Origin of the sequence: Pseudomonas fluorescens (genome assembly GCF_902498065.1) — a bacterium.
Taxonomy (GTDB): domain Bacteria; phylum Pseudomonadota; class Gammaproteobacteria; order Pseudomonadales; family Pseudomonadaceae; genus Aquipseudomonas; species Aquipseudomonas fluorescens_BJ.
In genome coordinates this window covers 1035319-1059333 of sequence record NZ_CABVIR010000001.1, presented here as the reverse complement: position 1 = coordinate 1059333, position 24015 = coordinate 1035319, and the positions used below count along the sequence as shown (strand labels likewise).

At 59.3% G+C, this 24015-nt stretch carries 20 protein-coding genes and 1 pseudogene; 7 read left to right on the top strand and 14 right to left on the bottom strand.

The window, feature by feature from the left end; genetic code table 11:
* Nucleotides 1-136 precede the first annotated feature (136 nt).
* The 5 genes from F8N43_RS05225 to tpx all read right to left on the bottom strand — a co-directional run bounded on the left by F8N43_RS05225 (nt 137) and on the right by tpx (nt 9861).
* A complete protein-coding gene (locus tag F8N43_RS05225) occupies nt 137-1612 on the bottom strand; it encodes an efflux transporter outer membrane subunit (protein ID WP_150639165.1) in 1476 nt (491 codons plus the stop codon).
* Nucleotides 1609-4716, bottom strand: a complete 3108-nt coding sequence (locus F8N43_RS05220) for an efflux RND transporter permease subunit (RefSeq protein ID WP_150633647.1) — start codon at nt 4714-4716, stop codon at nt 1609-1611. The genes F8N43_RS05225 and F8N43_RS05220 overlap by 4 nt, the downstream gene beginning before the upstream one ends.
* Nucleotides 4713-7817 carry an MdtB/MuxB family multidrug efflux RND transporter permease subunit gene (locus tag F8N43_RS05215; protein ID WP_150653323.1) on the bottom strand — a complete coding sequence of 1035 codons (3105 nt, stop codon included), beginning with the start codon at nt 7815-7817 and terminating at the stop codon, nt 4713-4715. The genes F8N43_RS05220 and F8N43_RS05215 overlap by 4 nt, the downstream gene beginning before the upstream one ends.
* The gene (locus F8N43_RS05210; protein ID WP_150633645.1) at nt 7814-9130 is read right to left on the bottom strand and encodes an MdtA/MuxA family multidrug efflux RND transporter periplasmic adaptor subunit; all 1317 of its coding nucleotides are present in this window, start codon (nt 9128-9130) and stop codon (nt 7814-7816) included. Before F8N43_RS05210 ends, F8N43_RS05215 begins: the two co-directional genes overlap by 4 nt.
* 230 nt (nt 9131-9360) lie before the next feature.
* A complete protein-coding gene (tpx, locus tag F8N43_RS05205; RefSeq protein ID WP_008030203.1) occupies nt 9361-9861 on the bottom strand; it encodes a thiol peroxidase in 501 nt (166 codons plus the stop codon).
* 388 nt (nt 9862-10249) lie between these two features.
* Here tpx and F8N43_RS05200 point away from each other — a divergent pair, with 388 nt between their 5' ends.
* A complete protein-coding gene (locus tag F8N43_RS05200) occupies nt 10250-11494 on the top strand; it encodes a YncE family protein (RefSeq protein WP_150653322.1) in 1245 nt (414 codons plus the stop codon).
* Here F8N43_RS05200 and F8N43_RS29455 read toward each other — a convergent pair.
* A pseudogene (locus F8N43_RS29455) lies at nt 11471-11709 on the bottom strand (polyketide cyclase); the annotation flags it as partial. The gene F8N43_RS05200 and the pseudogene F8N43_RS29455 overlap by 24 nt on opposite strands.
* A 141-nt stretch (nt 11710-11850) precedes the next feature.
* Here F8N43_RS29455 and F8N43_RS05190 point away from each other — a divergent pair.
* Nucleotides 11851-12276: a YciI family protein gene (locus F8N43_RS05190; RefSeq protein WP_150633644.1), complete on the top strand. Its 426-nt coding sequence runs from the start codon at nt 11851-11853 to the stop codon at nt 12274-12276.
* A gap of 131 nt (nt 12277-12407) precedes the next feature.
* On the opposite strand, the gene F8N43_RS05185 is transcribed toward F8N43_RS05190, so the two are convergent.
* The 3 genes from F8N43_RS05185 to F8N43_RS05175 form a co-directional block, all read right to left on the bottom strand.
* Nucleotides 12408-13079 (bottom strand): DUF3313 domain-containing protein, encoded by a 672-nt coding sequence (locus F8N43_RS05185; protein ID WP_150633643.1) that lies wholly within the window; start codon nt 13077-13079, stop codon nt 12408-12410.
* 266 nt (nt 13080-13345) lie between these two features.
* Nucleotides 13346-13825 carry a DUF934 domain-containing protein gene (locus tag F8N43_RS05180; protein ID WP_150639168.1) on the bottom strand — a complete coding sequence of 160 codons (480 nt, stop codon included), beginning with the start codon at nt 13823-13825 and terminating at the stop codon, nt 13346-13348.
* Entirely contained in the window at nt 13822-15495 is a 1674-nt protein-coding gene (locus tag F8N43_RS05175; RefSeq protein ID WP_150633641.1) for a nitrite/sulfite reductase, read from the bottom strand. Before F8N43_RS05175 ends, F8N43_RS05180 begins: the two co-directional genes overlap by 4 nt.
* Nucleotides 15496-15758: 263 nt before the next feature.
* Here F8N43_RS05175 and ccoN point away from each other — a divergent pair, with 263 nt between their 5' ends.
* Both ccoN and F8N43_RS05160 read left to right on the top strand, forming a co-directional pair.
* Nucleotides 15759-17186: a cytochrome-c oxidase, cbb3-type subunit I gene (gene ccoN / locus F8N43_RS05165; RefSeq protein ID WP_150633639.1), complete on the top strand. Its 1428-nt coding sequence runs from the start codon at nt 15759-15761 to the stop codon at nt 17184-17186.
* Between the two features lie 15 nt (nt 17187-17201).
* Nucleotides 17202-17423, top strand: a complete 222-nt coding sequence (locus tag F8N43_RS05160; protein WP_150633638.1) for a cbb3-type cytochrome c oxidase subunit 3 — start codon at nt 17202-17204, stop codon at nt 17421-17423.
* 130 nt (nt 17424-17553) lie between these two features.
* On the opposite strand, the gene F8N43_RS05150 is transcribed toward F8N43_RS05160, so the two are convergent.
* Together F8N43_RS05150 and F8N43_RS05145 are read right to left on the bottom strand one after the other, a co-directional pair.
* Nucleotides 17554-18048: a hypothetical protein gene (locus F8N43_RS05150; RefSeq protein WP_150633637.1), complete on the bottom strand. Its 495-nt coding sequence runs from the start codon at nt 18046-18048 to the stop codon at nt 17554-17556.
* Between the two features lie 70 nt (nt 18049-18118).
* Nucleotides 18119-18886 carry a helix-turn-helix domain-containing protein gene (locus F8N43_RS05145; protein ID WP_150653321.1) on the bottom strand — a complete coding sequence of 256 codons (768 nt, stop codon included), beginning with the start codon at nt 18884-18886 and terminating at the stop codon, nt 18119-18121.
* 78 nt (nt 18887-18964) lie between these two features.
* On the opposite strand from F8N43_RS05145, the gene F8N43_RS05140 reads away from it, so the two are divergent.
* Entirely contained in the window at nt 18965-19657 is a 693-nt protein-coding gene (locus tag F8N43_RS05140) for an aspartate/glutamate racemase family protein (protein WP_150633635.1), read from the top strand.
* Between the two features lies 1 nt (nt 19658).
* Here the strand turns inward: F8N43_RS05140 and F8N43_RS05135 are convergent, their stop codons facing one another.
* The 3 genes from F8N43_RS05135 to F8N43_RS05125 form a co-directional block, all read right to left on the bottom strand.
* On the bottom strand, nt 19659-20180 hold the full coding sequence (locus F8N43_RS05135) for a GNAT family N-acetyltransferase (RefSeq protein WP_150653320.1): 522 nt from the start codon (nt 20178-20180) through the stop codon (nt 19659-19661).
* Between the two features lie 100 nt (nt 20181-20280).
* Nucleotides 20281-21261, bottom strand: a complete 981-nt coding sequence (locus tag F8N43_RS05130) for a LysR family transcriptional regulator (protein WP_150653319.1) — start codon at nt 21259-21261, stop codon at nt 20281-20283.
* Nucleotides 21262-21336: 75 nt separating this feature from the next.
* The gene (locus F8N43_RS05125; RefSeq protein ID WP_150653318.1) at nt 21337-21777 is read right to left on the bottom strand and encodes a carboxymuconolactone decarboxylase family protein; all 441 of its coding nucleotides are present in this window, start codon (nt 21775-21777) and stop codon (nt 21337-21339) included.
* A 202-nt stretch (nt 21778-21979) separates the two neighbouring features.
* Here F8N43_RS05125 and F8N43_RS05120 point away from each other — a divergent pair, with 202 nt between their 5' ends.
* Nucleotides 21980-23413 carry a PLP-dependent aminotransferase family protein gene (locus F8N43_RS05120; protein WP_150653317.1) on the top strand — a complete coding sequence of 478 codons (1434 nt, stop codon included), beginning with the start codon at nt 21980-21982 and terminating at the stop codon, nt 23411-23413.
* A 123-nt stretch (nt 23414-23536) separates the two neighbouring features.
* Complete coding sequence (locus F8N43_RS05115; protein ID WP_150633630.1) at nt 23537-23830, top strand: putative quinol monooxygenase; 294 nt, start codon at nt 23537-23539, stop codon at nt 23828-23830.
* Nucleotides 23831-24015: the final 185 nt, after the last annotated feature.

The following is a 24015-nucleotide window of genomic DNA, read 5'->3' as shown; positions in this document are numbered from 1 at the left end:
CGACTACCCCGCCGTACTGCTTCCGTTCTCGGGGGGTAAATCGGGCGATTGTACTGACTGCGCGAAAGAACGCACTGAGAAAATTAGCAAAGGGCCATCAAGCCGATGAAACGCTTGTTTGATTACCCGAAACAGGTCAATTATTGAGCTCGAGCTGGCCATCCCATCCACCGCCCAACGCCGCGATCAATTGAACGCTGGCGATCAGCCGGCTCTGTAACAAGTCCAGCATATTGCGTTCATTGTTCAGCGCCGTGGCCTGCACCACTACCACATCCAGATAGGCAATCAGCCCGGCCTTGTACTGATTCTGGGTCAGGCGCAGGGACTCACGCGCCGCATCCAGTGCCTGTTGACGCACGGCGGATTCGTTTTCCAGGACCTTGAGCTGAACCAGGTAGTTTTCCACTTCACGGAAACCGTCGAGTACGGTCTGGCGGTACTTGGCCACTGTCTCGTCATAGGCCGCTTCGCTGCGGTCGACTTCCGCCGAGCGCTGACCGCCATCGAACAAGGTCATCGCCAGTTGCGGGCCGACCGACCAGAAGCGGTTCGGCACACTGATCCAGTTCGAAGAGGTGCTGCTGCTGTAACCGCCGTTCAAACTCAACGTCAGGTCCGGGTAGTACGCGGCCTTGGCCACGCCGATGTTAGCGTTGGCGGCCATGACCGAGCGCTCGGCCGAGGCGATGTCAGGACGGCGTTCCAATAATTGCGAAGGCAGGTTCAGCGGCACCTCGGGCAACAGCGGGATGTCCGTGGTTTCCGCGAGGTTGAACTCGGCGGGCGGCAGTCCGATCAGTACGGCAATGGCGTTCTCGAACTGCGCGCGCTGCCAGATCAGATCGACCAACTCGGCTTCGGTACTCTTGAGCTGAGTGGTGGCCTGTGCCACCGCGTCCTTGCCGGAAACACCTGCGCGGTACTGGTTTTCGGTCATTTTCAGCGAGCGCTGATAGGCCTCGACTGTCGCTTGCAGCAGGCGCTTTTGCTCATCGATCACGCGCAATTGCAGGTAGTTCTGCACCAGTTCCGACTGCTGGCTCAGGCGCATCGCTGCCAGATCGGCAAAACTCGCCTCGGCGTTGGCCGTGTCGGCCTCAAGGCCTCGGCGCAGTTTGCCCCAGACGTCGGCCTCCCAACTGACACCGGCCTGGGCCGTGTAGGTATTGCGAATGCCGCTGGACGTACTGCTCAGGCTCGAACTGCTGCTGCCAGTGCCCTGGCTCGAGCGGTTTTTGCCGACGGTCAGGTCCACCGTCGGGAAAAACGCGCCGCGGGCACTGCGCACCAGAGCTTGGGCTTGACGGTACTGGGCTTCGGACTGGGCAACGGTCTGGTTGGCGCTGTTGAGTGTGTCGATCAGGCCGTTGAGTTGTTGATCGCCATACAGTTCCCACCAGGCACCGCGGGCCAGGGAATCGCTCGGGTTGGCCTGACGCCAACCGGCCGCTTCCTTGTACTGTACCGGCGCGGCGGCTTGCGGGCGCTGGTAATCCGGGCCGATGGCGCAGGCACTGAGCAGCGCCACGCACAGCGACAGGCTCAACAGACGCGAGCCTCGGGCCGTGATCAGCAGTGCAGACAGGTTGATAAGCGAACGGTCAGTCATAGCGGAGTTTCCAGAGCAGCGTCGGTACGCACCCCACGCCATTTATTGAAACGATGGCGCAGTTTGTCGAGATAGAGGTAAACCACCGGGGTGGTGTAAAGGGTCAGCACCTGACTGAAGATCAGCCCGCCGATGATGGTCAAACCCAGCGGCTGGCGCATTTCCGCACCTTCGGCACGGCCCAGCAGCAGCGGCAACGCGCCGAGGATCGCAGCCAGCGTGGTCATCAGAATCGGGCGCAGACGTTGCAGACAGGCGCTGCGAATCGACTCCAGCGGTTCCAGGCCCTTTTGCCGCTCCAATTGCAGCGCGAGGTCGATCATCAGAATGGCGTTCTTCTTCACCACGCCGATCAGCAAAAACAGCCCGAGCAACGAGATCAGGCTGAATTCTCCGCCCAATGCATAGATCGACAGCAATGCGCCGACCCCGGCCGACGGCAAGGTCGAGAGAATGGTCAGCGGATGGATGTAGCTCTCATACAGCACGCCCAGCACTAGATACACCGCCACCAGCGCACCCAGTATCATCCACGGCTGGCTCTTTTGCGTAGCGGCGAAGGCGTCGGCGGTGCCGGCCATTTTCACGATGACGTCTTCCGGCATGCCGAGCCTGGCAATCGCCCGTTCGATGGCCGCAGTACCCTGCTCCACCGTCACGCCTTCGGCCATGTCGAAGGAAATGCTCTCAGACGCGAACTGTCCTTCGTGGCTGACGCGGTCATCTTCCAGGCTGTTTTCGTAGTGGGCGATGGTCGACAGTGGAATTCTCGCGCCGTCGGCGGTGATGACTTGAACCTGCTTGAGGGTGATCGGGTCCTGGGCGTATTTCGGATTTACCTCCATCACCACCTGATACTGGTTGAGGCTGTCGTAGATCGTCGAAATCTGCCGCTGGCTGTAGGCGTTGTTCAACACGGCGGTGACCATGTCCATGTCGACCCCCAGGCGTTTGGCCTGATCGCGATCGACGATCAAGGTCACTTGTTGCGCGCCACGTCCTTCCCGGGCATCAATCGCGGTCAACTCCGGTAAGGCCTTGAGCGCAGTCACCACTTTCGGGTACCACTGGCGCAACTCGCCAAGGTCGGCGCTTTGCAGGATGTAGGAATACTGCGAGGTGGTCTGTTCACGACCACCGCCAAACTGCAGGTCCTGATCCGCCATCAGCATCAATTGTGCGCCGGCGACTTTGGGCATTTCCTTGCGCAGGCGTTCGATGACTTTTTGCGCGGACACGCCCCGTTCCTTGATCGGCTTCAGACGTACCAGCATGAAGGCGTTGTTGGTGCCGTTGGTGCCGCCGATAAACCCGGCGACGCTTTCCACTGCTTCATCCTTGAGTACCGCGCGGCGGAATGTTTCCATTTTCGGTTGCATGACGCTGAACGACAGACCGTCGTCACCCCGCACGAATCCAATCAATTGGCCGGTGTCCTGTTGGGGCATGAATGTTTTAGGAACAACGACATACAGCGCAATGTTAACGCCAACTGTCACGATCAGGCTGAGCAAGGTCAGGCGACGGTGACGAAGTACCCAGTCGAGGCTGGTGGCGTATTTGTCGACCATCCACTCGTTGGCGCGCTGACTCCATCGCTGCAAACGGTTTTCCTGGCCCGGCGTATGTGGCTTGAGCCAACGGGCGCACAGCATCGGCGTCAGGGTCAGCGAGACGACCAGCGAGACCACGATGGACGCGGCCAGTGTGATGGAAAACTCACGAAACAGGCTTTCGATGATGCCGCCCATGAACAGGATCGAGAGAAACACCGCCACCAGCGAGACGTTCATCGATAGCAGCGTAAAGCCGACTTCCTGGGCCCCGAGGTAAGCGGCCTTCATCGGCGGCACGCCTTCGTCGATGTGCCGGGTGATGTTCTCCAACACCACGATGGCGTCATCCACCACCAGCCCGGTGGCCAGGATCAGCGCCATCAGCGACAGGTTGTTCAGCGAGAACCCATAGAGGTACATCACCGCGAAGGTGCCGACCAGCGACACCGGCACCGCGAGCGTCGGAATCAGCGAGGCGCGGAAGTTACCGAGGAACAGGAACACCACCAGAATCACCAATGCCACGGCGATCAGCAGGGTCATTTCCGCTTCGTGCAGGGTCGCCTTGATCACCGGCGAGCGGTCCATGGCCAGGTTCAGTTTGACGCTGGCCGGCAGCACGGCTTGCAACGCCGGGAGCTGGGCCTTGATTTCGTTGACCGTCTCGATGATGTTGGCGCCCGCCTGACGGTTGATCACCAGCAGCACCGCCGCGTCGTTGTTGAAAAAACCGCTGTTGTAGCGGTCCTCGACGCCATCACTGACCTTGGCCACGTCCTTCAGGCGCAGTGCCGCACCGCCGTTGTAGTGAATGATCAGTGACTCGTAATCCTTGGCCTTTTCCAGTTGATCGTTGGCCTGGACCTGCCACAAGCGCTGGCCGTCTTCGACCGAGCCCTTGGGCCGACGCACGTTGGCGTTAGCGATAGTGTTGCGCACATCATCCAGCGCCACGCCGTACTGGTTGAGCGCTTGCGGTTCGAGTTCGATACGCACCGCCGGCAAGGAGCTGCCACCGATCTGCACTTCACCCACCCCCTGCACCTGAGACAGGCTCTGCGACAGGATCGTCGAGGCCAAATCGTAGAGCTGGCCCTTTTCCAGCACATCCGAGGTCAGCGACAGCACCATGATCGGTGCCTGGGACGGGTTGACCTTCTTGTACGTCGGCATGCTGCGCATCCCGCTTGGCAGCAGGTTGCGCGAGGCGTTGATCGCCGCTTGCACTTCCCGCGCCGCGCCGTTGATGTCGCGATCGAGGTCGAATTGCAGAATCACCCGGGTCGAGCCCTGGCTGGAGCGGCTACTCATGGTGTTGACCCCGGCGATGGCGCCGAAGGAACGTTCGAGCGGCGTGGCCACGGTCGAGGCCATCACCTCCGGGCTCGCACCGGGGAGACTGGCCTGGACCACGATCACCGGGAAGTCCATTTGCGGCAGCGGCGACACCGGCAGCAAACCGAAGCTCACCCCGCCCAGCAGCATGATCGCCAGGCTCAGCAACAGGGTGGCAACCGGGCGCTTGATGAAAGGTCCGGAGAGGTTCATGGCTGCTCGACCACGTCCACGGACTCGGATGTACGGCCCCAGCGTCGACCGAGGCGATCGAAGTACAGGTAAATCACTGGTGTGGTGAACAGCGTCAGCACTTGACTCACCAACAAACCACCGACCATCACCAGACCCAGTGGCTGACGCAATTCAGCGCCGGAACCGGTGGCGAGCATCAATGGCACCGCGCCAAACAACGCCGCCAATGTAGTCATCAAAATCGGCCGGAACCGCAGCAACGCGGCTTGATAAATCGCCGTCTCCGGGTCCATGCCCTGATTGCGTTCGGCGTCGAGGGCGAAGTCGATCATCATGATCGCGTTCTTCTTCACGATACCGATCAGCAGGATGATGCCGATGATCGCGATCATCCCCAGGTCATTGCCACTCAACAGCAGCGCCAGCAAGGCGCCGACCGCCGCCGAGGGCAAGGTCGAGAGAATGGTGATCGGGTGGATGTAGCTCTCGTAGAGCACGCCGAGCACGATGTACATGGTCACCACCGCCGCCAGAATCAGCAGCAAGGTGCTCGACAATGACGCCTGGAACGCTTCGGCCGCACCCTGGAACTGGGTCTGCACGCCAATCGGCATGCCGATGTCCTTTTGCACTTGCTCGATGATGTCCACCGCATGCCCCAACGCCACGCCGGGTGCGAGATTGAAGGACATCATCACCGCCGGGAACTGGCCTATGTGGGTGATCGCCAGTTGCGCCTGACGTTCCTCGATGTGCGCCAGGCTGGACAGGCGCACTTGCCCGCCATCGGTGGTCTTGACGTGAATCTGGTTCAGCGCGTCCGGGCCGATTTTCTCGCCGGATTGCGACTGCAGCACCACGCGGTATTGACTGGCCTGGGTGTAAATGGTCGAAATCTGCCGCTGACCGAAGGCGTCGTACAGCGCATCGGTGATGTTCGACACCGATACGCCGACCCGGGACGCGGCATCGCGGTCGATCACCAGATAGACCTGCAAGCCCTTGTCCTGAAGGTCGCTGGCGACGTCGGTCAACTCCGGCCGCTGGACCAGCGCTTCGACCAGGCGACTGCTCCACAGGCTGAGCAGCTCGGAATCCGGTGAGGACATGCTGAATTGGTACTGCGTGCGGCTGACCCGGTCTTCAATGGTCAAGTCCTGAACCGGCTGCATGAACAGACGGATACCGACCAGTTTGTCCAGTTCCGGTTGCAGGCGCGCAATCACTTCGGTGGCGCTCAAATCGCGGTTGCTGTGGGACTTGAGATTGATCAGCAAACGACCGCTGTTCAACGTCGAGTTATCGCCATCGACGCCAATATAGGAAGACAGACTCTCTACGGCCGGATCCGCCAGAATCACCTTGGCCAGTTGCTGTTGCCGCTCACTCATCGCCGCAAAGGAAATCGACTGCGGGGCCTCGGAAATGCCCTGAATCACCCCGGTGTCCTGTACCGGAAAGAAGCCCTTGGGCACGATCATGTAAAGGAACACAGTCAGCGCCAAAGTGCCGATGGCCACCAGCAACGTCAGCGACTGATGCTTGAGAACCCACTTTAACTTGCGCCCGTAAGCCGCGATCATCCAATCAATTGTGGCGCCACTGGCCCGGTAGAAACGGCCCTGTTCTTCTTCCTTGGGTTCGCGCTTGAGCAGTCGTGCGCACATCATCGGCGTCAGGGTCAACGACACGACCAGCGAAATCAGAATGGCCACCGCCAGGGTGATGGCAAATTCCCGGAACAAGCGCCCCACCACGTCGGCCATGAACAGCAGCGGAATCAGTACCGCGATCAGCGACAGCGTCAGGGAAATCAGGGTGAAGCCGATCTGCTTGGCGCCCTTGAGCGCCGCATTCAATGGGCTGTCACCCTCCTCGATGAACCGGGAAATGTTCTCCAGCATGACGATCGCATCGTCCACCACGAAACCGGTGGCGATGGTCAGGGCCATCAGGGTCAGGTTGTTCACCGAGAAACCGGCGAGGTACATCACGCCGAAGGTGCCGATCAGCGACAGCGGCACGGCCACCGAAGGAATGATCGTGGCGCTGGCCCGGCGCAGGAACAGGAACGTCACCATCACCACCAGCGCAATGGCAATCAGCAGTTCGTGTTGCACATCGGTGACGGACGCGCGGATGGTCTGGGTGCGGTCGGTCAGCACAGTGACTTCGAGACCGGCCGGCAGGTTGTCGGTGATGCTCGGCAGCAAGGCCTTGATCCGGTCGACCACTTCGATGACGTTGGCACCCGGCTGGCGCTGAATATTCAGCAACACCGCCTGGTTTTCATTGGCCCAGGCCGCGAGGCGTTCGTTCTCCGCTCCATCGACGATTTCAGCCACGTCCTTGAGCCGCAACGGCGCTCCGTTGGCATAGGCAAGGATGAGGTTGGCGTAGTCCTTGGGTGAAGTCAGTTGATCGTTTGCATCCAGCATTGAGACCCGGGTCGGGCCGTCGAAGTTACCCTTGGGCTGGTTGACGTTCGACGCACCGATCAGGGTGCGCACGTCCGACAGGTTCAAACCGTTGGCCGCCAGGGCTTCGGGGTTGACCTTGATCCGTACGGCCTGACGTTGACCGCCGGCAATGCTGACCATGCCGACGCCGCTGATCTGGGCGATTTTCTGCGCCATGCGCGTATCGACCAGGTCATTGAGCTTGGGCAACAGCATGGTCTTGGAGGTGATCGCCAGGGTCAGTACCGGGGTGTCCGCCGGGTTGACCTTGTTGTACACCGGTGGCGCCGGCAGGTCCTTGGGCAGCAGATTGGTCGCGGCGTTGATCGCGGCTTGTACCTGCTGCTCGGCCACGTCCATGTTGATGTCGAGGCTGAACCGCAGAGTCAGCACCGAAGCACCTCCAGAACTGGTCGATGCCATCTGGGTGAGGCCGGGCATCTGCCCGAACTGACGTTCGAGCGGCGCGGTGACTGCGCTGGTCATGACGTCCGGGCTGGCGCCGGGATAAAGAGTCATCACGCGAATGGTCGGGTAATCGACCTGCGGCAACGCCGACACCGGCAACAGCCGATAGGCGATCACGCCGGCCAGAATAATGGCCAGCATGCTCAGGGTCGTGGCGACCGGGCGAAGAATGAACAGCCGCGAGATGTTCATGCGCCGCCCTTTTTCGCCTTGTCGGTGATCGCCGGCTCAATCGCGTTGGCCGCCGATTTGCCTTGCAGGTGCCCGGTCGGGGTGGTCGGTACATCCTTGGTGTCGTTGACCACTTCCACTTCGCTACCTTCCTTCAGGCGGTCGGTGCCTTCCAGGACGACACGATCGCCGGCGGCCAGGCCTTCGGTGATCACGGTGTTGTCACCGTCGCTGGCGCCGACTTTCAACTGGCGGATCGTGACTTTCCTGTCGCCATCCATCGCATAGACGAAGGTGCCGTTGGTGCCGAATTGAATCGCTGCCGAAGGTGCGAGTATCACGCCCTTAAGGGTGTCGGCCAGCAGATGGACGTTGACGAACTGATTGGGGAACAGCGCCTGATCACGGTTATCGTAGCGCGCCTTGAACTTCAGGGTGCCGGTGGTGACGTCGATCTGGTTGTCGAGGCTCTGCAATACACCGGTGGCCTGCATTTTGGTGTCGCTACGGTCCCAGGCTTCGGCGGGCAATTTGGCGCCGCTGCGATAGCGGGCCAGCACCACATCAAGACTATTTTCCGGCAAGGTGAAAGCGACGCTGATCGGTTGGGTCTGGGTGATGATCGCCAGCGCCGTGGTGTCGTTGGCAGCAACCAGGTTGCCGACGTCGAGCTGACGCAGGCCCACTCGCCCGGCTATCGGCGCGCGTATCTTGGTGAATTCGAGATTGAGCTTGGCGTCGTTGACCGCTGCCTGATTGGTCTTGACCGTGCCTTGGTACTGGCCGACCAGCGCTTCGGCGGTGTCCAGGGTTTGCTTGGCGATGCTGTCTTCGCGGTACAGGCCGCGATAACGTTCGACATCAACCTGCGCGTTTTTCAGTTGTGCCTGATTTTGCAGGAGGGTGCCTTCGGCTTGCAGCAAGGCATTCTGGTAAGGGCGCGGATCGATTTCCGCCAGTAAGTCACCGGCCTTGACCATCTGCCCTTCTTCGAACGACACCTTGATCAGCTCGCCGCCCACCCGACTGCGCACATTGATGGTGTTCAGCGCCGTCACGGTGCCCAGCGCCTTGTAATACAGCGGGAAATCCCCCTTGACCGCTGGCGCCACACGCACCGGAACCGGCCCGGTCGCCCCGCCGAAACCGGGACGCATCCCCCCTGCCTTGCCGGTGTGCCCGGCCACGGCTTTTTGTCCGGCGCCTTCTTTTGGCACAGCGCTGCCAGGCCAGAATTTCCAGCACAGGCCAGCGATGACCAACAGGACAAGCAGGCCGAACAGCCAGCGACGAGGACTACGGGAAGCGGAGGATTGCATGGAATGATCAACCATTGGGCGCGTGGGCTTCTTCTACGGGAGGCTGAACGATAAGCACTGGCGGGTATTTAGCAAAGCGCCTTTACCGGCAATTTACCTTCGGCTTACGTAACAGGAGATTTTTCTAAGACACTGAAGCACAAATGAAAACGGCCTGGACAGAGGGGGCGTTCTCACTGAATTTCCCCTCCGCGGGGAAATTCAGTGAGAACGCCGCCAGGCCGTTAACAATTGTAATGAACTGCTTATTTCAGAACAGCGAGTGCCGCTTCGTAGTTCGGTTCTTCAGCGATTTCCTTGACCAGCTCGCTGTGCAGTACGTTGTCGTTCTCGTCCAGCACCACGACGGCACGGGCGGTCAGGCCTTTGAGCGGACCATCGGCAATCGCCACGCCGTAGTTCTCGATGAACTCGGCACCGCGCAGGGTCGACAGGTTCTGCACGTTTTCCAGGCCTTCGGCGCCGCAGAAACGGGCTTGCGCGAACGGCAGGTCAGCGGAGATGCACAGCACGACAGTGTTGGCGACGTCATTGGCCTGAGCATTGAACTTGCGCACCGACGTGGCGCAGGTCGGGGTGTCGACACTTGGGAAGATGTTCAGCACTTTGCGCTTGCCGGCGAAGCTCGCCAGGGTCACGTCGGACAGATTGCCGGCAACCAGAGAAAAGGCTGGCGCCTTGGAACCGGCTTGTGGCAGTTGGCCGTTGACTTGAACAGGGTTGCCTTTGAGAGTGACTTGAGCCATGAACGGAGTCCTTCTGAACGTTGATGTGGAGAAATTCGACGAGGCAGAAGTTAACCATGAAATGGTCCGGCGACCTATGGCCTGATACAAATTGTGAAGTGTCGTCGCAGAAACGCAACAGCCCTTGCGGAGAAAAAAAACCTGAGGAGATCCAGCACGTACGGTATTGCACGCACAATCCAGGAATGTGCCGAGTCTGGTCACCTCGCCCCCAATGCCCTCAATTGCGCCGGGTTCGTATTTGGCGAACCATGGGCTTATTCCTGTTATTGATTTTCACATATTAAATTGTTTCTTAACGATCTAAAAAACTGTCAACAATAACAGTTATGCCGGCGGAGTTTATTCCGTCAAATAATGATTCTTCATTATTGACAGAGTTCACCCCATGTCCGTATCGATCTTTTTTTCTGACCCTGCACGTGCAATGGCCCAATGCACTCATTATATGGTTTCACCCGGTAAAACACTTCAAGGAGTGCAGCTTCAGTTACAAGGGCCATCCCATCAAGGTTTCCCCGTCGCGGTGATGCTGCCGCAGGGCTTTCGCCACGAAGACGGCAGCTTTGGACAAAAAGTGTTCGAGACCGATGCGGATGGAAAAATCGATATTACTGGCGTGACCTGTGAGGCAGGAACTCCTACAGGCCAATATTTGCTGATCGCTGAGTGTCAGGATGGTCACGCACTGGCTGAAATCTTCGTTCAAGCTGATATTATCCCCCTGAAAGGACAAGTCTATCAGACAGTTATTGATAGCAAGGGGGTTCTCGCGTATGTCGTTTCTCAAGATGAAGATCGTCGTCACTATGTTGCGGTCATAGAAATAGCCAGCAAATCAGTTATTGCAGAAATCGTAAATCCTGTCCGCAGTCCAGAGGCAATCGCCCTCAGTCCTGACGACAAATACCTCTACGTCTGCGACCGCCTCGCCAGAAAGTTGTTGGTCATAGACACGCAAACCCTCGACACCATTGCCGAAGGCACACTCGATAGAGCTGGCACCCGTATGCAGGTCCATCCAGATGGCAACATTGCCTATATCTCGTCCGCAAACTTTATTATGGTTGTCGATCTCAATACCCTGAACACTATTGAGTATATTTTTCTCGACGGTACAGCCGCCATCATATTCAACCCCAACGGTCGGGCCTATGCGCTCTTTATCACGATTGGAGGAAGCCGTATTGCAGTCATTGACAGCCAGACTCATCAGATTGTCACGAGACTTTCCCTTGGGGGGTATTGCCGTAAAATCAGCATAAGCCCAGACAAACTCAGCCTTTATGCGGCGATCTACACGAAAAGCGAGACGGATATCCGTAGCTGGATTGTTGTTATTGACACCTTGGTGGATGGATTCAAGAACAACATTGAACATGGGCGCGCTACAATTTCCGAGTTAGGAATAAGCTCAGACGGAAAGACACTCTATGCTGCAAACACCTATATTCCTGAAATTTACGCAATTGACATTCAAAGCCAGGCATTGGAAACGATCCCTTTAGGGCACGGAATCCAACCGTATAATATTTCAACAAGCTCCACGCAGATTCTCGGTGGCGATTTAGAACAATCACGGCTGTTTGTTCTTAATATAAAAAGCCGTTCAAAACAGAATTCGGTCACTTAACAACTGCAGCATATTGCGATGCAGAGCCTCGAAGGTCCTTCGCATGCCAGTTTTGACCATCAACCAATCCAACACCACGCCACCAGTCGCTGCCTGCGTCACACGGTCGGTCTACAGCGTACCGCCCGCTCCCGCAGCCACCCGGTGCTCATGACGATGGCGGCTATTAGTCCCTTGAGCATTTCGTCGATGAAATGCCGGTCGCCGTCGTCACGGGACATATTAATAACGAACTGAATGTGAAAAATTGAGCGGCCGAATCCCGTTAAAACGACGTTTTTTTTGAAACGTTGTCGATTTGGCTACTCACCAATCGACCAGACAGTGAGTCATTCAAATCCAGAGGACACACCACCATGCGATTCATGATCATTGTCAAAGCCAGCCCCGACTCCGAGGCCGGTGTCATGCCCAGTGAAGAACTGCTGACCGCGATGGGCAATTACAACGAGGAACTGGTCAAAGCCGGGATCATGCTGGCGGGAGAAGGCCTGCACCCGAGCAGTAAAGGCGCGCGCGTACGCTTTTCGGGTGACAAACGCTCGGTGATCGACGGCCCGTTTATCGAAACCAAGGAATTGATCGCTGGTTACTGGCTGTGGCAAGTGAAGTCAAAAGAAGAAGCCATCGAATGGGTCAAGCGCTGCCCCAACCCGATGCCAGGCACCGAAGCCGAAATCGAAATTCGCCAAGTGTTCGAGGCGGAGGATTTTGGCGCCGAGTTCACGCCAGAACTGCGGGAGCAGGAGGAGCGGCAGCGTGAGCAAATGAACAAGCGCTGAGTGATGCGGCGATTGTTGGTCCGCCACCGCGAGCGGGCTCCCACATTGGATCTGTGTCGATCACAAATCCAATGTGGGAGTAAACGGGTTCCGGACCAAACTGCGACGAAGAGGTCATCAGCCCCGATACATCACTTGGATTTAAGCTTCAGATACGACTGATGCATATCCGAAGCCCAGCCATCGATCACGCCTTTCACGTCATCGGCCTTCATCACCTGCGATTCATTTTCCAACGGTTTACCGGTGCCTTTGCGCACAACCTGGGCCAAAACATTATTGTTGCCGCCATCGAGAAATACCGCCTCCGTAGCCAGGTCTGTTTGCTGATCACGAATCCCGCTGGCGGTACTCACCGCCGCCGCGACCAGCGCAATCGGGATCACTTCATAAGGCTTCAGTCCTTCGGTCTTGCTGCTGACGGCAGTGATCGCCGCGCGCACCACCATCACACCCGGGCCAGGGCCGGAGGCCAGCGGCAGGGATTTGCCGATTTCACGTTTGAGCGCCTGATCGTAGTAACTGGTGATCCCGTTCAGGGTGGCCTGAGGAATTTTTACAGTCGCCTGAGGCTTGGGATACAGCTGCGTCGGTTCGATGTACACGCTTTTGAATTTGTTGATGTCGAGCTTTGGATCGACCCAGCGCATCACCACCGCCCCCGAAGGTGACTGGGCTTCCTTGAGCTGGCTGTAATCCTTGAGAAACCCCGAATACTGGTCCGGCTCGACCTTCTTGCTGGCGCAGCCAACTAAGCCGATCGAGGCAATGCACAGTGTGCTCATCATTAATGCAAACTTCATGCGGTAACTCCTGTAGGGCGGTCGACTACGATTTGGAAACCGGGTTTAACAGGTATAGCCAATGCCGCGCACTTTGTTGTGCAGAATCACAATATTCATCCATCGCTGCCGCCACCCTCCGGCGAAACTGAATCGAACGTGTACGCACGCCTGACGGCAAACGCACCCGGACTTTGGAAGTCGCAATGCCGAATCGTAGATCTCCATCGGACGCGCCTGCTCGCGAAGGCACTTGAAGGCGACGATTCTTTGATCTTCGACATTGTCTAACGGCGCCGAAACAACGGTCGCGGCTCAATCACCGAACGCCCATACAACACGCTCATGCCGACGAGGCCCTTGAGCGCGTCTTCGGCGGACTTGTCTTCGCGCACCGCAAAACTGTCGAATCCGCATTGGCGCATATGGCTGAGTTGATCGCGCAGAACATCACCGATCGCACGTAATTCGCCGGCCCAGCCCAATCGGGTACGCAGCAAATAGGCCTGGCTGTAACCACGACCGTCGCGAAAACTCGGGAAATCCAGTGCAATCAGCGGCAGTTGGTCGAACCACGGCTTGAGGCTTTCCACTTCATCGTCCGGCCCCAGCCACACGCCATGCTGTTTGGGCGCTTGCAGCCAGCAGGCCAGCGGCACAATAACCGGACCTGAGGGCCATCCGGCAGCGAGGTCCCTGACGAGAGTCCACGGATCGGCGCCATCGATCCGCGCCACACCGCCCTCCAGTCGCAGCAGATTGTTCATGCCGACACCTCCAGCAGCTTCGGATAGACCGCCTCCTTGAACGGCTCCAGACCGAGGCGCTGCAGGGTGTCGACGAACAGCTCCTCACTCTCGCGGTAACGCACGAACGTGGCGATGATCTGCTCAATCACGCCGGGCACTTCGGCAGCACTGAAGGATGGGCCAATAACTTTGCCCAGCGCGCTGTGCTTGCCCTGAGCGCCGCCGAGAGTGATCTGGTACCACTCGCTGCCGTTCTTGTCGACGCCCAGAATGCCGATATTGCCGATGTGGTGGTGGCCGCAGGCGTTCATGCAACCGGAAATGTTGAGGCTGATATCGCCCAGATCATGCAGGTAATCCAAGTCGTCAAAGCGTGCCTGAATGCCTTGTGCGATCGGGATCGACTTGGCGTTGGCCAACGCGCAAAAATCGCCACCGGGGCACGCGATGATGTCGGTCAGCAAGCCGACATTGGCACTGCCCAATCCGTGCTCGCAGGCCACACGCCAGAGCGTGAACAGGTCCGACTTCGGCACGTCCGGCAGGACAATGTTCTGTTCATGGGCAATGCGAATCTCGCCGAAACCGAACTGCTCGGACCAGTCGGCCACAGCATCCATTTGCTCGCCGGTGACATCACCCGGCGGCGAAGCACTGCCCGGTTTGGTCGACAGCACCACACTGGCGTAACCCGGCACCTTGTGCGGCTCGACGTTGCGCGACACCCAGCGGGCGAACGCCGGGTTTTCCGCCAGACGTGTGCCAAATTCGAGGTCGGTGCCATGCAGCGAACGGTAATCCGGCGGCACGAAGGCACTGGCAACACGCTCATATTCGTCACCGGTCAATTGCGCCGGCCCGTCCTTGAGGTACTGCCACTCCTCCTCCACTTCCCTGGCAAAGGCTTCGATGCCGAGCGCCTTGACCAGAATTTTGATCCGCGCCTTGTACTTGTTGTCTCGCCGGCCATGGCGGTTGTAGACCCGCAGCACCGCTTCGACATACGACAGCAGATGCTGCCACGGCAAGCCTTCGCGAATCTGCAGACCAAGAATCGGCGTGCGCCCCAAACCACCGCCAACGATGACTCGCAGGAGCATTTGCCCGTCGGCGTCGGGGTAAAGATAGAGGCCGATGTCGTGCATCATGATCGCCGCGCGGTCTTGTACGGCCGAACAGATGGCGATCTTGAACTTGCGCGGCAGAAACAGGAATTCCGGGTTGATCGTCGACCACTGGCGCAGGATTTCCGCCAGCGGTCGCGGGTCGATCAGTTCGTCGGCGGCCACCCCGGCGAAGGCTTCGGTGGTGATGTTGCGCACACAGTTGCCAGAGGTCTGGATGGCGTGCATTTCCACCTCGGCCAGGCGCTCGAGAATCTCCGGCACCTGGGCCAGTTCGATCCAGTTGAACTGCATGTTCTGCCGGGTAGTGAAGTGGCCGTAACCCCGATCGTAATCCCGGGCGATGCTCGCCAGCGTTCGCATCTGTGGCGCGCTCAACGTGCCGTAAGGAATCGCCACGCGCAGCATGTAAGCGTGCTTTTGCATATACAGGCCGTTCTGCAAGCGCAACGGCAGGAATTCTTCTTCGCTCAACTCACCCGCCGTGAAGCGTTCGACCTGATCGCGAAACTGCGCAACGCGCTCGAAGACCAGCGCCCGGTCATAGTCGTCGTACTGATACATGTGGCTACCTCATCAGGATGGGACGGGCTCTGCGGCTCGTTTTCTGGGTGTGACTATGGACCTGCGGCGCAGTACGTTACAGATTCAGCTAAACGGTAAAAAACCGTATCAGAATGCGGGCAAGGACCGCAGGCAAGCGTTGTATCTGATCCGCATAAACTCGGTTTTTCTGAGTCTGTTTTGTTTACGCGCGGGTTTCTACAGTGGGTTGCATGCCAGTCCGGGTGGCCTGGCAAGACTTTGCAACCGTGGAAGCATTGACCATGAGCACAGCAATAATCGGACAGGCCTATAACTACAAGGTCGTCCGCCAATTCGTCGTGGCGACCATTTTCTGGGGCGTCGTGGGGATGGCGATGGGGGTGTGGATCGCCTCGCAACTGGTGTGGCCCGAGATGAACCTCGACCTGCCGTGGACCTCGTTCGGGCGTTTGCGTCCGCTGCACACCAGCCTGGTGATTTTCGGCTTTGCCGGTAGCGCGCAGTTCGCCGCCAGTTATTACGCGGTGCAGCGTACCTGCCAGGTGCGGCTGTACTCGGATACCCTCGCTGCCTTCACTTTCTGGGGGTGGCAGTCGGTGATCGTGGTGATGCTGATCACCCTGCCGCTGGGGTACACCACCACCAAGGAATACGCCGAGATCGAGTTCTCCGGCGCGGTGTGGATGACCGTGGTCTGGGTCGCGTACGCCGTGGTGTTTTTCACCACCGTGGTGCAGCGCAAGACCCAACACATCTACGTCGGCAACTGGTTCTTTGGCGCGTTCATCGTGGTGATCGCCATGTTGCACGTGGTCAATCACCTGTCGATTCCGGTGGACTGGTTCAAATCCTATCCGGTGTATTCCGGCGCCACCGACGCCATGGTGCAGTGGTGGTACGGGCACAACGCGGTGGGGTTTTTCCTGACCACCGGGTTCCTCGGGATGATGTATTACTTCGTGCCGAAACAGGTCGGGCGGCCGGTGTATTCCTATCGCTTGTCCATCGTGCATTTCTGGGCATTGATCACCCTGTACATCTGGGCCGGCCCGCACCATTTGCACTACACCGCGTTGCCGGACTGGGCGCAGTCGCTGGGCATGGCCATGTCGTTGATCCTGTTGGCGCCGAGTTGGGGCGGCATGATCAACGGAATGATGACGCTCTCAGGCGCCTGGCATAAGTTGCGTACCGATCCGATTTTGCGTTTTCTGGTGCTGTCGCTGGCCTTCTACGGCATGTCGACCTTCGAGGGGCCGATGATGGCGATCAAAACCGTGAACGCCCTCTCCCACTACACCGACTGGACCATCGGCCACGTGCACGCCGGCGCACTCGGCTGGGTGGCGATGATCACCTTCGGCGCGGTCTACCACATGATTCCGAAAATCTTCGGCCGCGAGCAGATGTACAGCACGCCGCTGATCAACCTGCATTTCTGGCTGGCAACCATCGGCACCGTGCTGTACATCGCCTCGATGTGGGTCAACGGCATCACCCAGGGCCTGATGTGGCGCGCGATCAACGACGACGGCACGCTGACCTACTCCTTCGTCGAGGCCTTGCAGGCCAGCCATCCGGGGTTTGTGGTGCGATTTGCCGGCGGCGTGTTCTTCCTCAGCGGCATGCTGCTGATGGCGTACAACGCCTGGCGCACCGTGCGGGTTTGCGACGTGGCGATGGCTGAACGTGAAGCGCAGATTGCCTGAGGCGAGGAACTTGAGATGATCGAGATAGTGTTGAATGGCTTGGGCGTGGCGGGGCTTTGGCTGGCGGTCGAGTACTGCCTGAAGCAGCAGACCGAGCAGAGTCTGGAAGAGGCGAGTCTGATCCCGTTTGCCGATGACCCGGAGGTGGCGCGTCGGGTGGAGTTGGCGACGGGGAAAGTGGTGAAAGCGGTGGCGCCGGAAGAGCCGAAACCGGGATGGATAAACCTCGAACTCTGAATCACCGCCCATCACTGTGGGAGCGGGCTTGCCCGCGATAGCGGAATGTCAGTCAACGAGTGTGTTGAATGTGACGCCGTCATCGCGGGCAAGCCCGCTCCCACAGGGTTATGTGTCAGCCTCTGAGAATTCAACCCCGATCGCGGGGGATCAGACTCTGCAACTGCTGCGCCAGAAAATTCGCATCGAAGGCGAAGGTGTCCGGGTCTTTCAAGCCATTGGTCTTGCGCCACTGCCAGTTGTCGGACGGCGGCAGGCACACCAGCGAAATGCTGCCATACCGCGCGGCGGTCAAACCCATCACCGCCAGGGAAATCTGCCCCCCGGCGCCCATCACGTCCGGCACGAACTCCACGGGTTTGCCGGCGATCACGATGCCCAGTTTCTCGGTCTTGAACGTGGAAGTCTCGACTGGAACGCTAGGCCCCGAGGCGACATACGCCTCACGGCTGACTTCCAGCAGGTTTGGCGCCTGGACCGGCTCCAGCCATTGCTGGATCTGATCGAACAGTTCGCCAATGCGCGTCGTCCACACGGCCGATTGCGACTCGAACAGTTGTTTTTTGTGCGCTTCGCTGTCTGCGTAGTGGCGAAGCATCTCGCCCAGTTGCTGTACGTCATCCATTGCGGTGTTCCTTTGGTTGAAGCAGTGCTGCGGACTTTGAGCATGGCAGATGCGCGCCGCGGACGTACGACTAAAAGCGTGAGCGGTATTGACTGGGGGTCATGGCGAGGAATTTGCGGAAGGCGCTGCCCATGTGCGACTGATGCGTGAAACCGGCATCGAGGGCGATGTCGGCCAGGCTCAGCCCGGTGCACTCAATCATCCGCCGTGCCGCCTGAAGTCGTAATTCAACGAGGTAAGCGTGCGGTGTCAGGCCGATGGCGCGAGAAAAGTCGCGGAGAAAGCGCAGCTCGTTCTGGCCGTAGGCTGCCGCCAATTGTTGCAGCGTGAGGGGCTGATGGAATTGTTCGGCGATCAGGTCCAGCACTTTGGCGAGGGCCACGGGTGCCGGCCGATGAACCCTTTCGATCTGCGGTTGCGCCAACCCCACGAATCCCAGGGCACATTGCTCCAGTGCCAGAAAGTCGGGTTGTGGCGCCAGCAACAAACGCCGCACTTCGCGCGCCAGGCTCAGCGCCTGTCGATTGCCGCAAGACTGTACGCGATGGCCAACGTCGGGCAAATGCTCATCGGCGAACGATTCGTCCAGCTGCATCAGCAAATATTCGCCACCGCTGGCCGATTCGGAAAACACTTCGACGCCTACCGGCGTATACGCCAGAACACCGGGCAACGTATCGAAATCCACCCGTCGATCCGAGTCAATCGCGTGCACGCCCTGCTGGCGTTCCAGCGTCACCCCAAGGGTTTGCGACTGCGCCGGATCGCGTGCGCTGTAAGCGGCACGGGGCAGGAGTTGCAGGCTGACTTTAGCGCCCGACAACCGTTGGCTCAGCATGTGAAATTTCCTGATAGAAAGCCGCTAGGCGCCACGGGATACTCCCACTCAAAGGGTTGCCAACAACAGGAGCACGCCATGCGCACCATCGGCCTTATCGGCGGCATGAGCTGGGAGTCCAGCGCTGAGTATTACCGTCTCATCAACCAGCAGGTACGCGACCAACTCGGGCCGTTGCGTTCGGCGAAATTGCTAATGTACAGCGTCGACTTCGGGCCTGTCGAACAGGCGCAGCATGCCGGTCGCTGGGACGATGCGGCGTTGATTCTGGTGGATGCCGCGCGGCGGCTGGAAGCTGGCGGCGCCGATTGCGTAGTGCTGTGCACCAACACCATGCACAAGGTGGCCGGGCAGATTCAGGCGGCGATCAGTATTCCGTTCCTGCACATCGCCGATCCGGCCGGACAGGCGGCGGTCGATGCCGGTGCGCGAAACGTCGGGTTGCTGGGGACAGCGTTCACCATGGAACAGGACTTCCTCAAGGAACGCCTGACATCGATGGGGCTGACCGTGCTGGTGCCGGATGCCGAAGAGCGTCAAGCCGTGCACCGGATCATCTACGACGAGTTGTGCGTCGGGGTGATCAGCGAGGCATCACGCCGGGTTTATCAGCAGGTGATCGAATCCCTGGGTCGGCGTGGCGCCCAGGTCATCATTCTCGGCTGCACCGAAATCGGCCTGCTGATCAAACCCGAGCACAGCGCCCTGCCCCTGCTCGACACCACCGAACTGCATGCGCAGGCGGCGGTGGCGTTCGCCTTGGGCGAGTGAATCAACCGGCCTTGGGCGTGCGCCGCAGACGCGCCATGCTCAAGGTGTCCACCAGCCGCCCGTCACGCACGGCGTAGTCGCGAAACAGGCCTTCGGTTTCAAAACCAAACTTGCGGTACAGACCGATGGCCGCTTCGTTGTCGGCGTACACCGACAGCTCGACCCGTTGCAGATTCATCCAGTTGTCGGCGATGTCCAGCGCGGTGGCCAGCAACTTCGAACCAACGCCCTTGCCCTGCCACGCCGGCAAGACGCCCATACCGAAGCTGCCGGCATGACTGCGACGGATCCGCGAAAACTGCTCCAGGCCAATGCTGCCGATCACCTGGCCCTGATGCAGCGCCACCAGTTTGATTTCGCGTTCGTTGTCCGACGCCAGGCGTTTGCGCCAGAGCTCGATGGACTGAAACGGCATTTGCAGCACTTGCCGGGTAACCGCCGGCTCGTTGTAAAGCGCAGTGATGCCTTCGAGGTGTGATTCGTTAAAGCGTTCGAGGGTAATGACAGCGTCAGTGACCGACATGGGTGATTCATCCTTGATACAGACATGGCCGCTCACTCTACAACGCAATCTTCCAACATGGCGAATACCAAAGGCTCGCTCCCACAGGTTGGGGCAGTGCTCAACCGTCAAACCACTCCCGGCGCTCATTGAAGGTGTTCTGGATCAGCTCGACAATCATCTGCACCTGCGCCTCTTCTTGCGACTGCACATTCACCGCCATCCACACCTGACGCTGCATCGGCTGGCCAAACAAGCCCGGCAGCGCGATGAGACCACGGTCAAAACGGCTCATGTAGCCGGGCAGCAAACCAATGCAGGCGCTGCAACGGATCATCTCCAGCATCAGCTCATAGGCATGCAACTGCACGACCCCGGCCAGGCGCTGCTCCACCAGCGCATTCCACGGCACAAAGCTCTCGACCTGAAGGTGAGGCTGCCATTGCACCAGCAGGAAATCGGCGAGGTCATCGAGGCTGTCCGGGCGCGACGCGGTGCGTGAGTAACGCTTGGCAATGTGCGGCAGGTAGTCGAGCTGCGCCAGGCGTCGAGGCTCGTCGACGGCAAAACTCGGGCCCGGCAGCGGCGAATCGGTGCCGGCCAGCCACACCACGACATCGGCGCTGACGGCGCGCAGGGCCAGCTCGCTGTCGAGGGAAATGATCTCCAGACGCACGCTGGCGTTGCGGCGCAGCAAGGCCACCAGGTCACGACCGAGAATGTCGTGCAAGATGGATTCGGCGACGGCCAGGCGCACCAAGGGTTGTTCGATCACCGGCAAATCACGTTCATGGGCCAAGGCAATCAGCTGCGCCTGAAGCTGCAAGCCTTCACGACTGAGGGCGACGCCATTGTCGCCATGGCTGAACAACGCGCACTGCAGTTGCGCTTCGAGTTGCGCCAACTGCTTGCGCAGCAAAGTCGCCTTGATGTTGAGACTGCGCGAGGCCTGCATGAAACAACCGCAGCGGGCACTGACCGTGAACGCTTGCGCCAGTTGCGGGTCGAGCGCGGCGGCCTGAGCGCGCAAGGAAAATGAAGTGTCTACGGGTGAGCGGTATTCGGCGGGGCTTTGGCGCCCAGTGGTTTCCATGAATGACATCGATGACTCCCTGTCGATCTGTCTATTGGAAACCTCATCCTGCGCAACGTTCATGAACCTGATGTGACAGCGTCATCACACGCTGGGGATTTGACGAAAACTGACCGCCAGGCGATTCCAGCTGTTGATGGTGGTGACGGCGATGGTCAGGTCGACCATTTCGCTCTCACTGAACTGTTCCCGGGCCTGGGTGTAGACGTCGTCCGGTACGTGGCTTTGCGAGAGCAAGGTGACCGCTTCGGCCCAGGCCAGCGCCGCGCGCTCGCGCGGATTGAAGAAGCCGCTGTCACGCCAGACCACAATCGAATACAGACGCCGGTCGGTCTCGCCCAGGCGCCGTGCGTCCACCGAGTGCATGTCGGTGCAGAAGGCGCAGCCATTGAGCTGCGAGGCGCGGATCTTGATCAAGTGCAGCAGCGCCGGCTCGATGCTCAGGTTGCTGGTCAGCGCCTCCATGGCAATCATGGCTTTCATCGCTTTGGGCGACGCGCTGTAGTAATCCAGACGGGAAGTCATGGCGTGCCTCGCGGATCGATAGATGCTTTCACGGTAAGCGCTGATGCGGCGGCGTTACAGATCCAATTGCACGAAATACCGGTGGACCACGCCGAAGCAGGCCAATCCACGGTTTTTCCCCCACGCAACTTCTGCACGGTGGCGCTTGCGGGTAATCTGGCGCGACGCACACGCGCCTCAACCGCCCAGGAGCCCCGTCGGTATGGAACTTCATGTTGTCATCAACGGCCGCAAGGACCTGGCAGGCCAGTTGTACAACCAACTGCGCAGCGCCATCGAATCCGGTCGCCTGGCAGCCGGGACGCAACTGCCGCCCAGCCGCCTGCTGGCCGAACAGCTGGGCATCTCGCGCAAGACCATTTCCGACACCTATGCGCAACTGACGTATGAAAACTTCCTCACCGGGGTGATCGGCAAAGGCACCTACGTCAATGCCCGGGCGGCAAAAGCGTTGCCCAAGCAAAGCCATTCGCAGTTGGCGAGTGCCGAAGTCATCGAGTCATGGCGCAATTTGCCGGTGTTTTTACGTCACCCTACGCTGGAAGGTTCGCTGCGTTATGACTTCATCGGTGGCGCCACCAGCAAGGGGCAGTTCCCCCAGGACGATTGGCGGCGCTGCACCTCTCACGCGCTGCGCCAGATGACCGGCTCCAAAGGCTTCTACAGCTTGCCGGAAGGCCTGCCGGCGCTGCGTAACGCGATCGCCCGGCACATCGCATTTTCCCGTGGGGTGAATTGTCAGGACGAAGACGTAGTGGTGTGTAACGGCGCGCAACAGGCGCTGGACCTGATCTCCCGCGTGATGACCCGCCCCGGCAGCATCGTCGCCATGGAAGACCCTGGCTACCCGCCCGCCCGCCTGCTGTTCGGCAGCCACGGCGCCACGGTGATCGGCGTGCCGGTCGACGCCGAAGGCATTCAGGTCGACCAAATCCCTCTCGGCACGCAGCTGATTTATGTCACGCCATCGCATCAGTTTCCGCTGGGCATGCCGATGAGCCAGGCGCGGCGAGTGGCGTTGCTGGAGCGTGCCTACGAGCTGGGCGCGATCATCATCGAGGACGATTACGACAGCGAATTCCGCTATGAAGGCCGGCCCACCGACTCCCTGCAAAGCATGGATGAGCGCGGGATCGTCGCCTACGTCGGGACCTTTTCGAAAACCTTGCTGCCGGAGTTACGCCTCGGTTACGCGATCTTGCCGCCAGCGATTCTCGAAGCAGTGATCCAGGCCAAGCAACTCACCGACCGGCATACCTCCACCCTGCCCCAATGGGCGCTGGCCAAATTCATTGCCGAAGGCTGCCTGCTCAAGCACATCCGGCGCTGTCATACGATCTACGCCGGGCGGCGCGAACGCATCCTCACGCGCATCGCGGGCGACCTGTCACCCTGGCTCGAAGCGATCCCGAGCACGGCGGGTTTCCATATGGTGCTTATGTGCAAAGTGCCTATCGATATGCCATTGCTGATTGAACTGGCGAAAAAGGTCGAAGTCGGGCTGTATTCCATTGACACCTTTTACTACCAGCGGGCGCCACAGGCCGGGCTTCTCATGGGATTTGGTGCCATCGAAACCCTGGACATCGACACCGCGCTGGACCGCTTGCGGGACATTTTGCAGCAGGTCGCCTGAGCGATTGGTCTGGGTTTTTATCCGGCGATTGGCTATTGGCGGTCCGTAAGTGCAGGCCTATCCTGCATAAGCGTTATCCCTCAATGAGCAGGATTCGTCCGGCCTGATTCAGGAGTGTGAGCAATGTCCAACGAAGTGATCAACACCGTAAAGGTGCAGGCCGCCGCCGGCCGCTCGGATGAGCTGGGTAAGCAACTGCAAAAGATTGTCGAAACCCTGCGCAAACAACCGGGCTGCGATTCCTATATGGTCGACCGCTGCCCCGAGGACAGCAACCGCTGGAACGTCAGCGCCCGCTGGCAGTCGGAAGCGGCCATGCAGATGCATTTCAACTGCCCTGAAGTACAAGGCTTTATCGGTCTGATCGATAACCAACTGGCGAATGCCGTGGACTTCAACAGCTTTCCGATCCGTTAAATCCCCCTGTAGGAGCCGGCTTGCTGGCGATCCATTCACCGTGGTGCAACTGATGCACCGCAGTGATGCGATCGCCGGCAAGCCAGCTCCTGTATGTTTTTATTGCCTAGCGATAATCCTGATTGGTCCCCTGACCTTCTGCTGAATTGGCTGTTTGATTGCGCTCCCCGGCGGATTAACGTTGT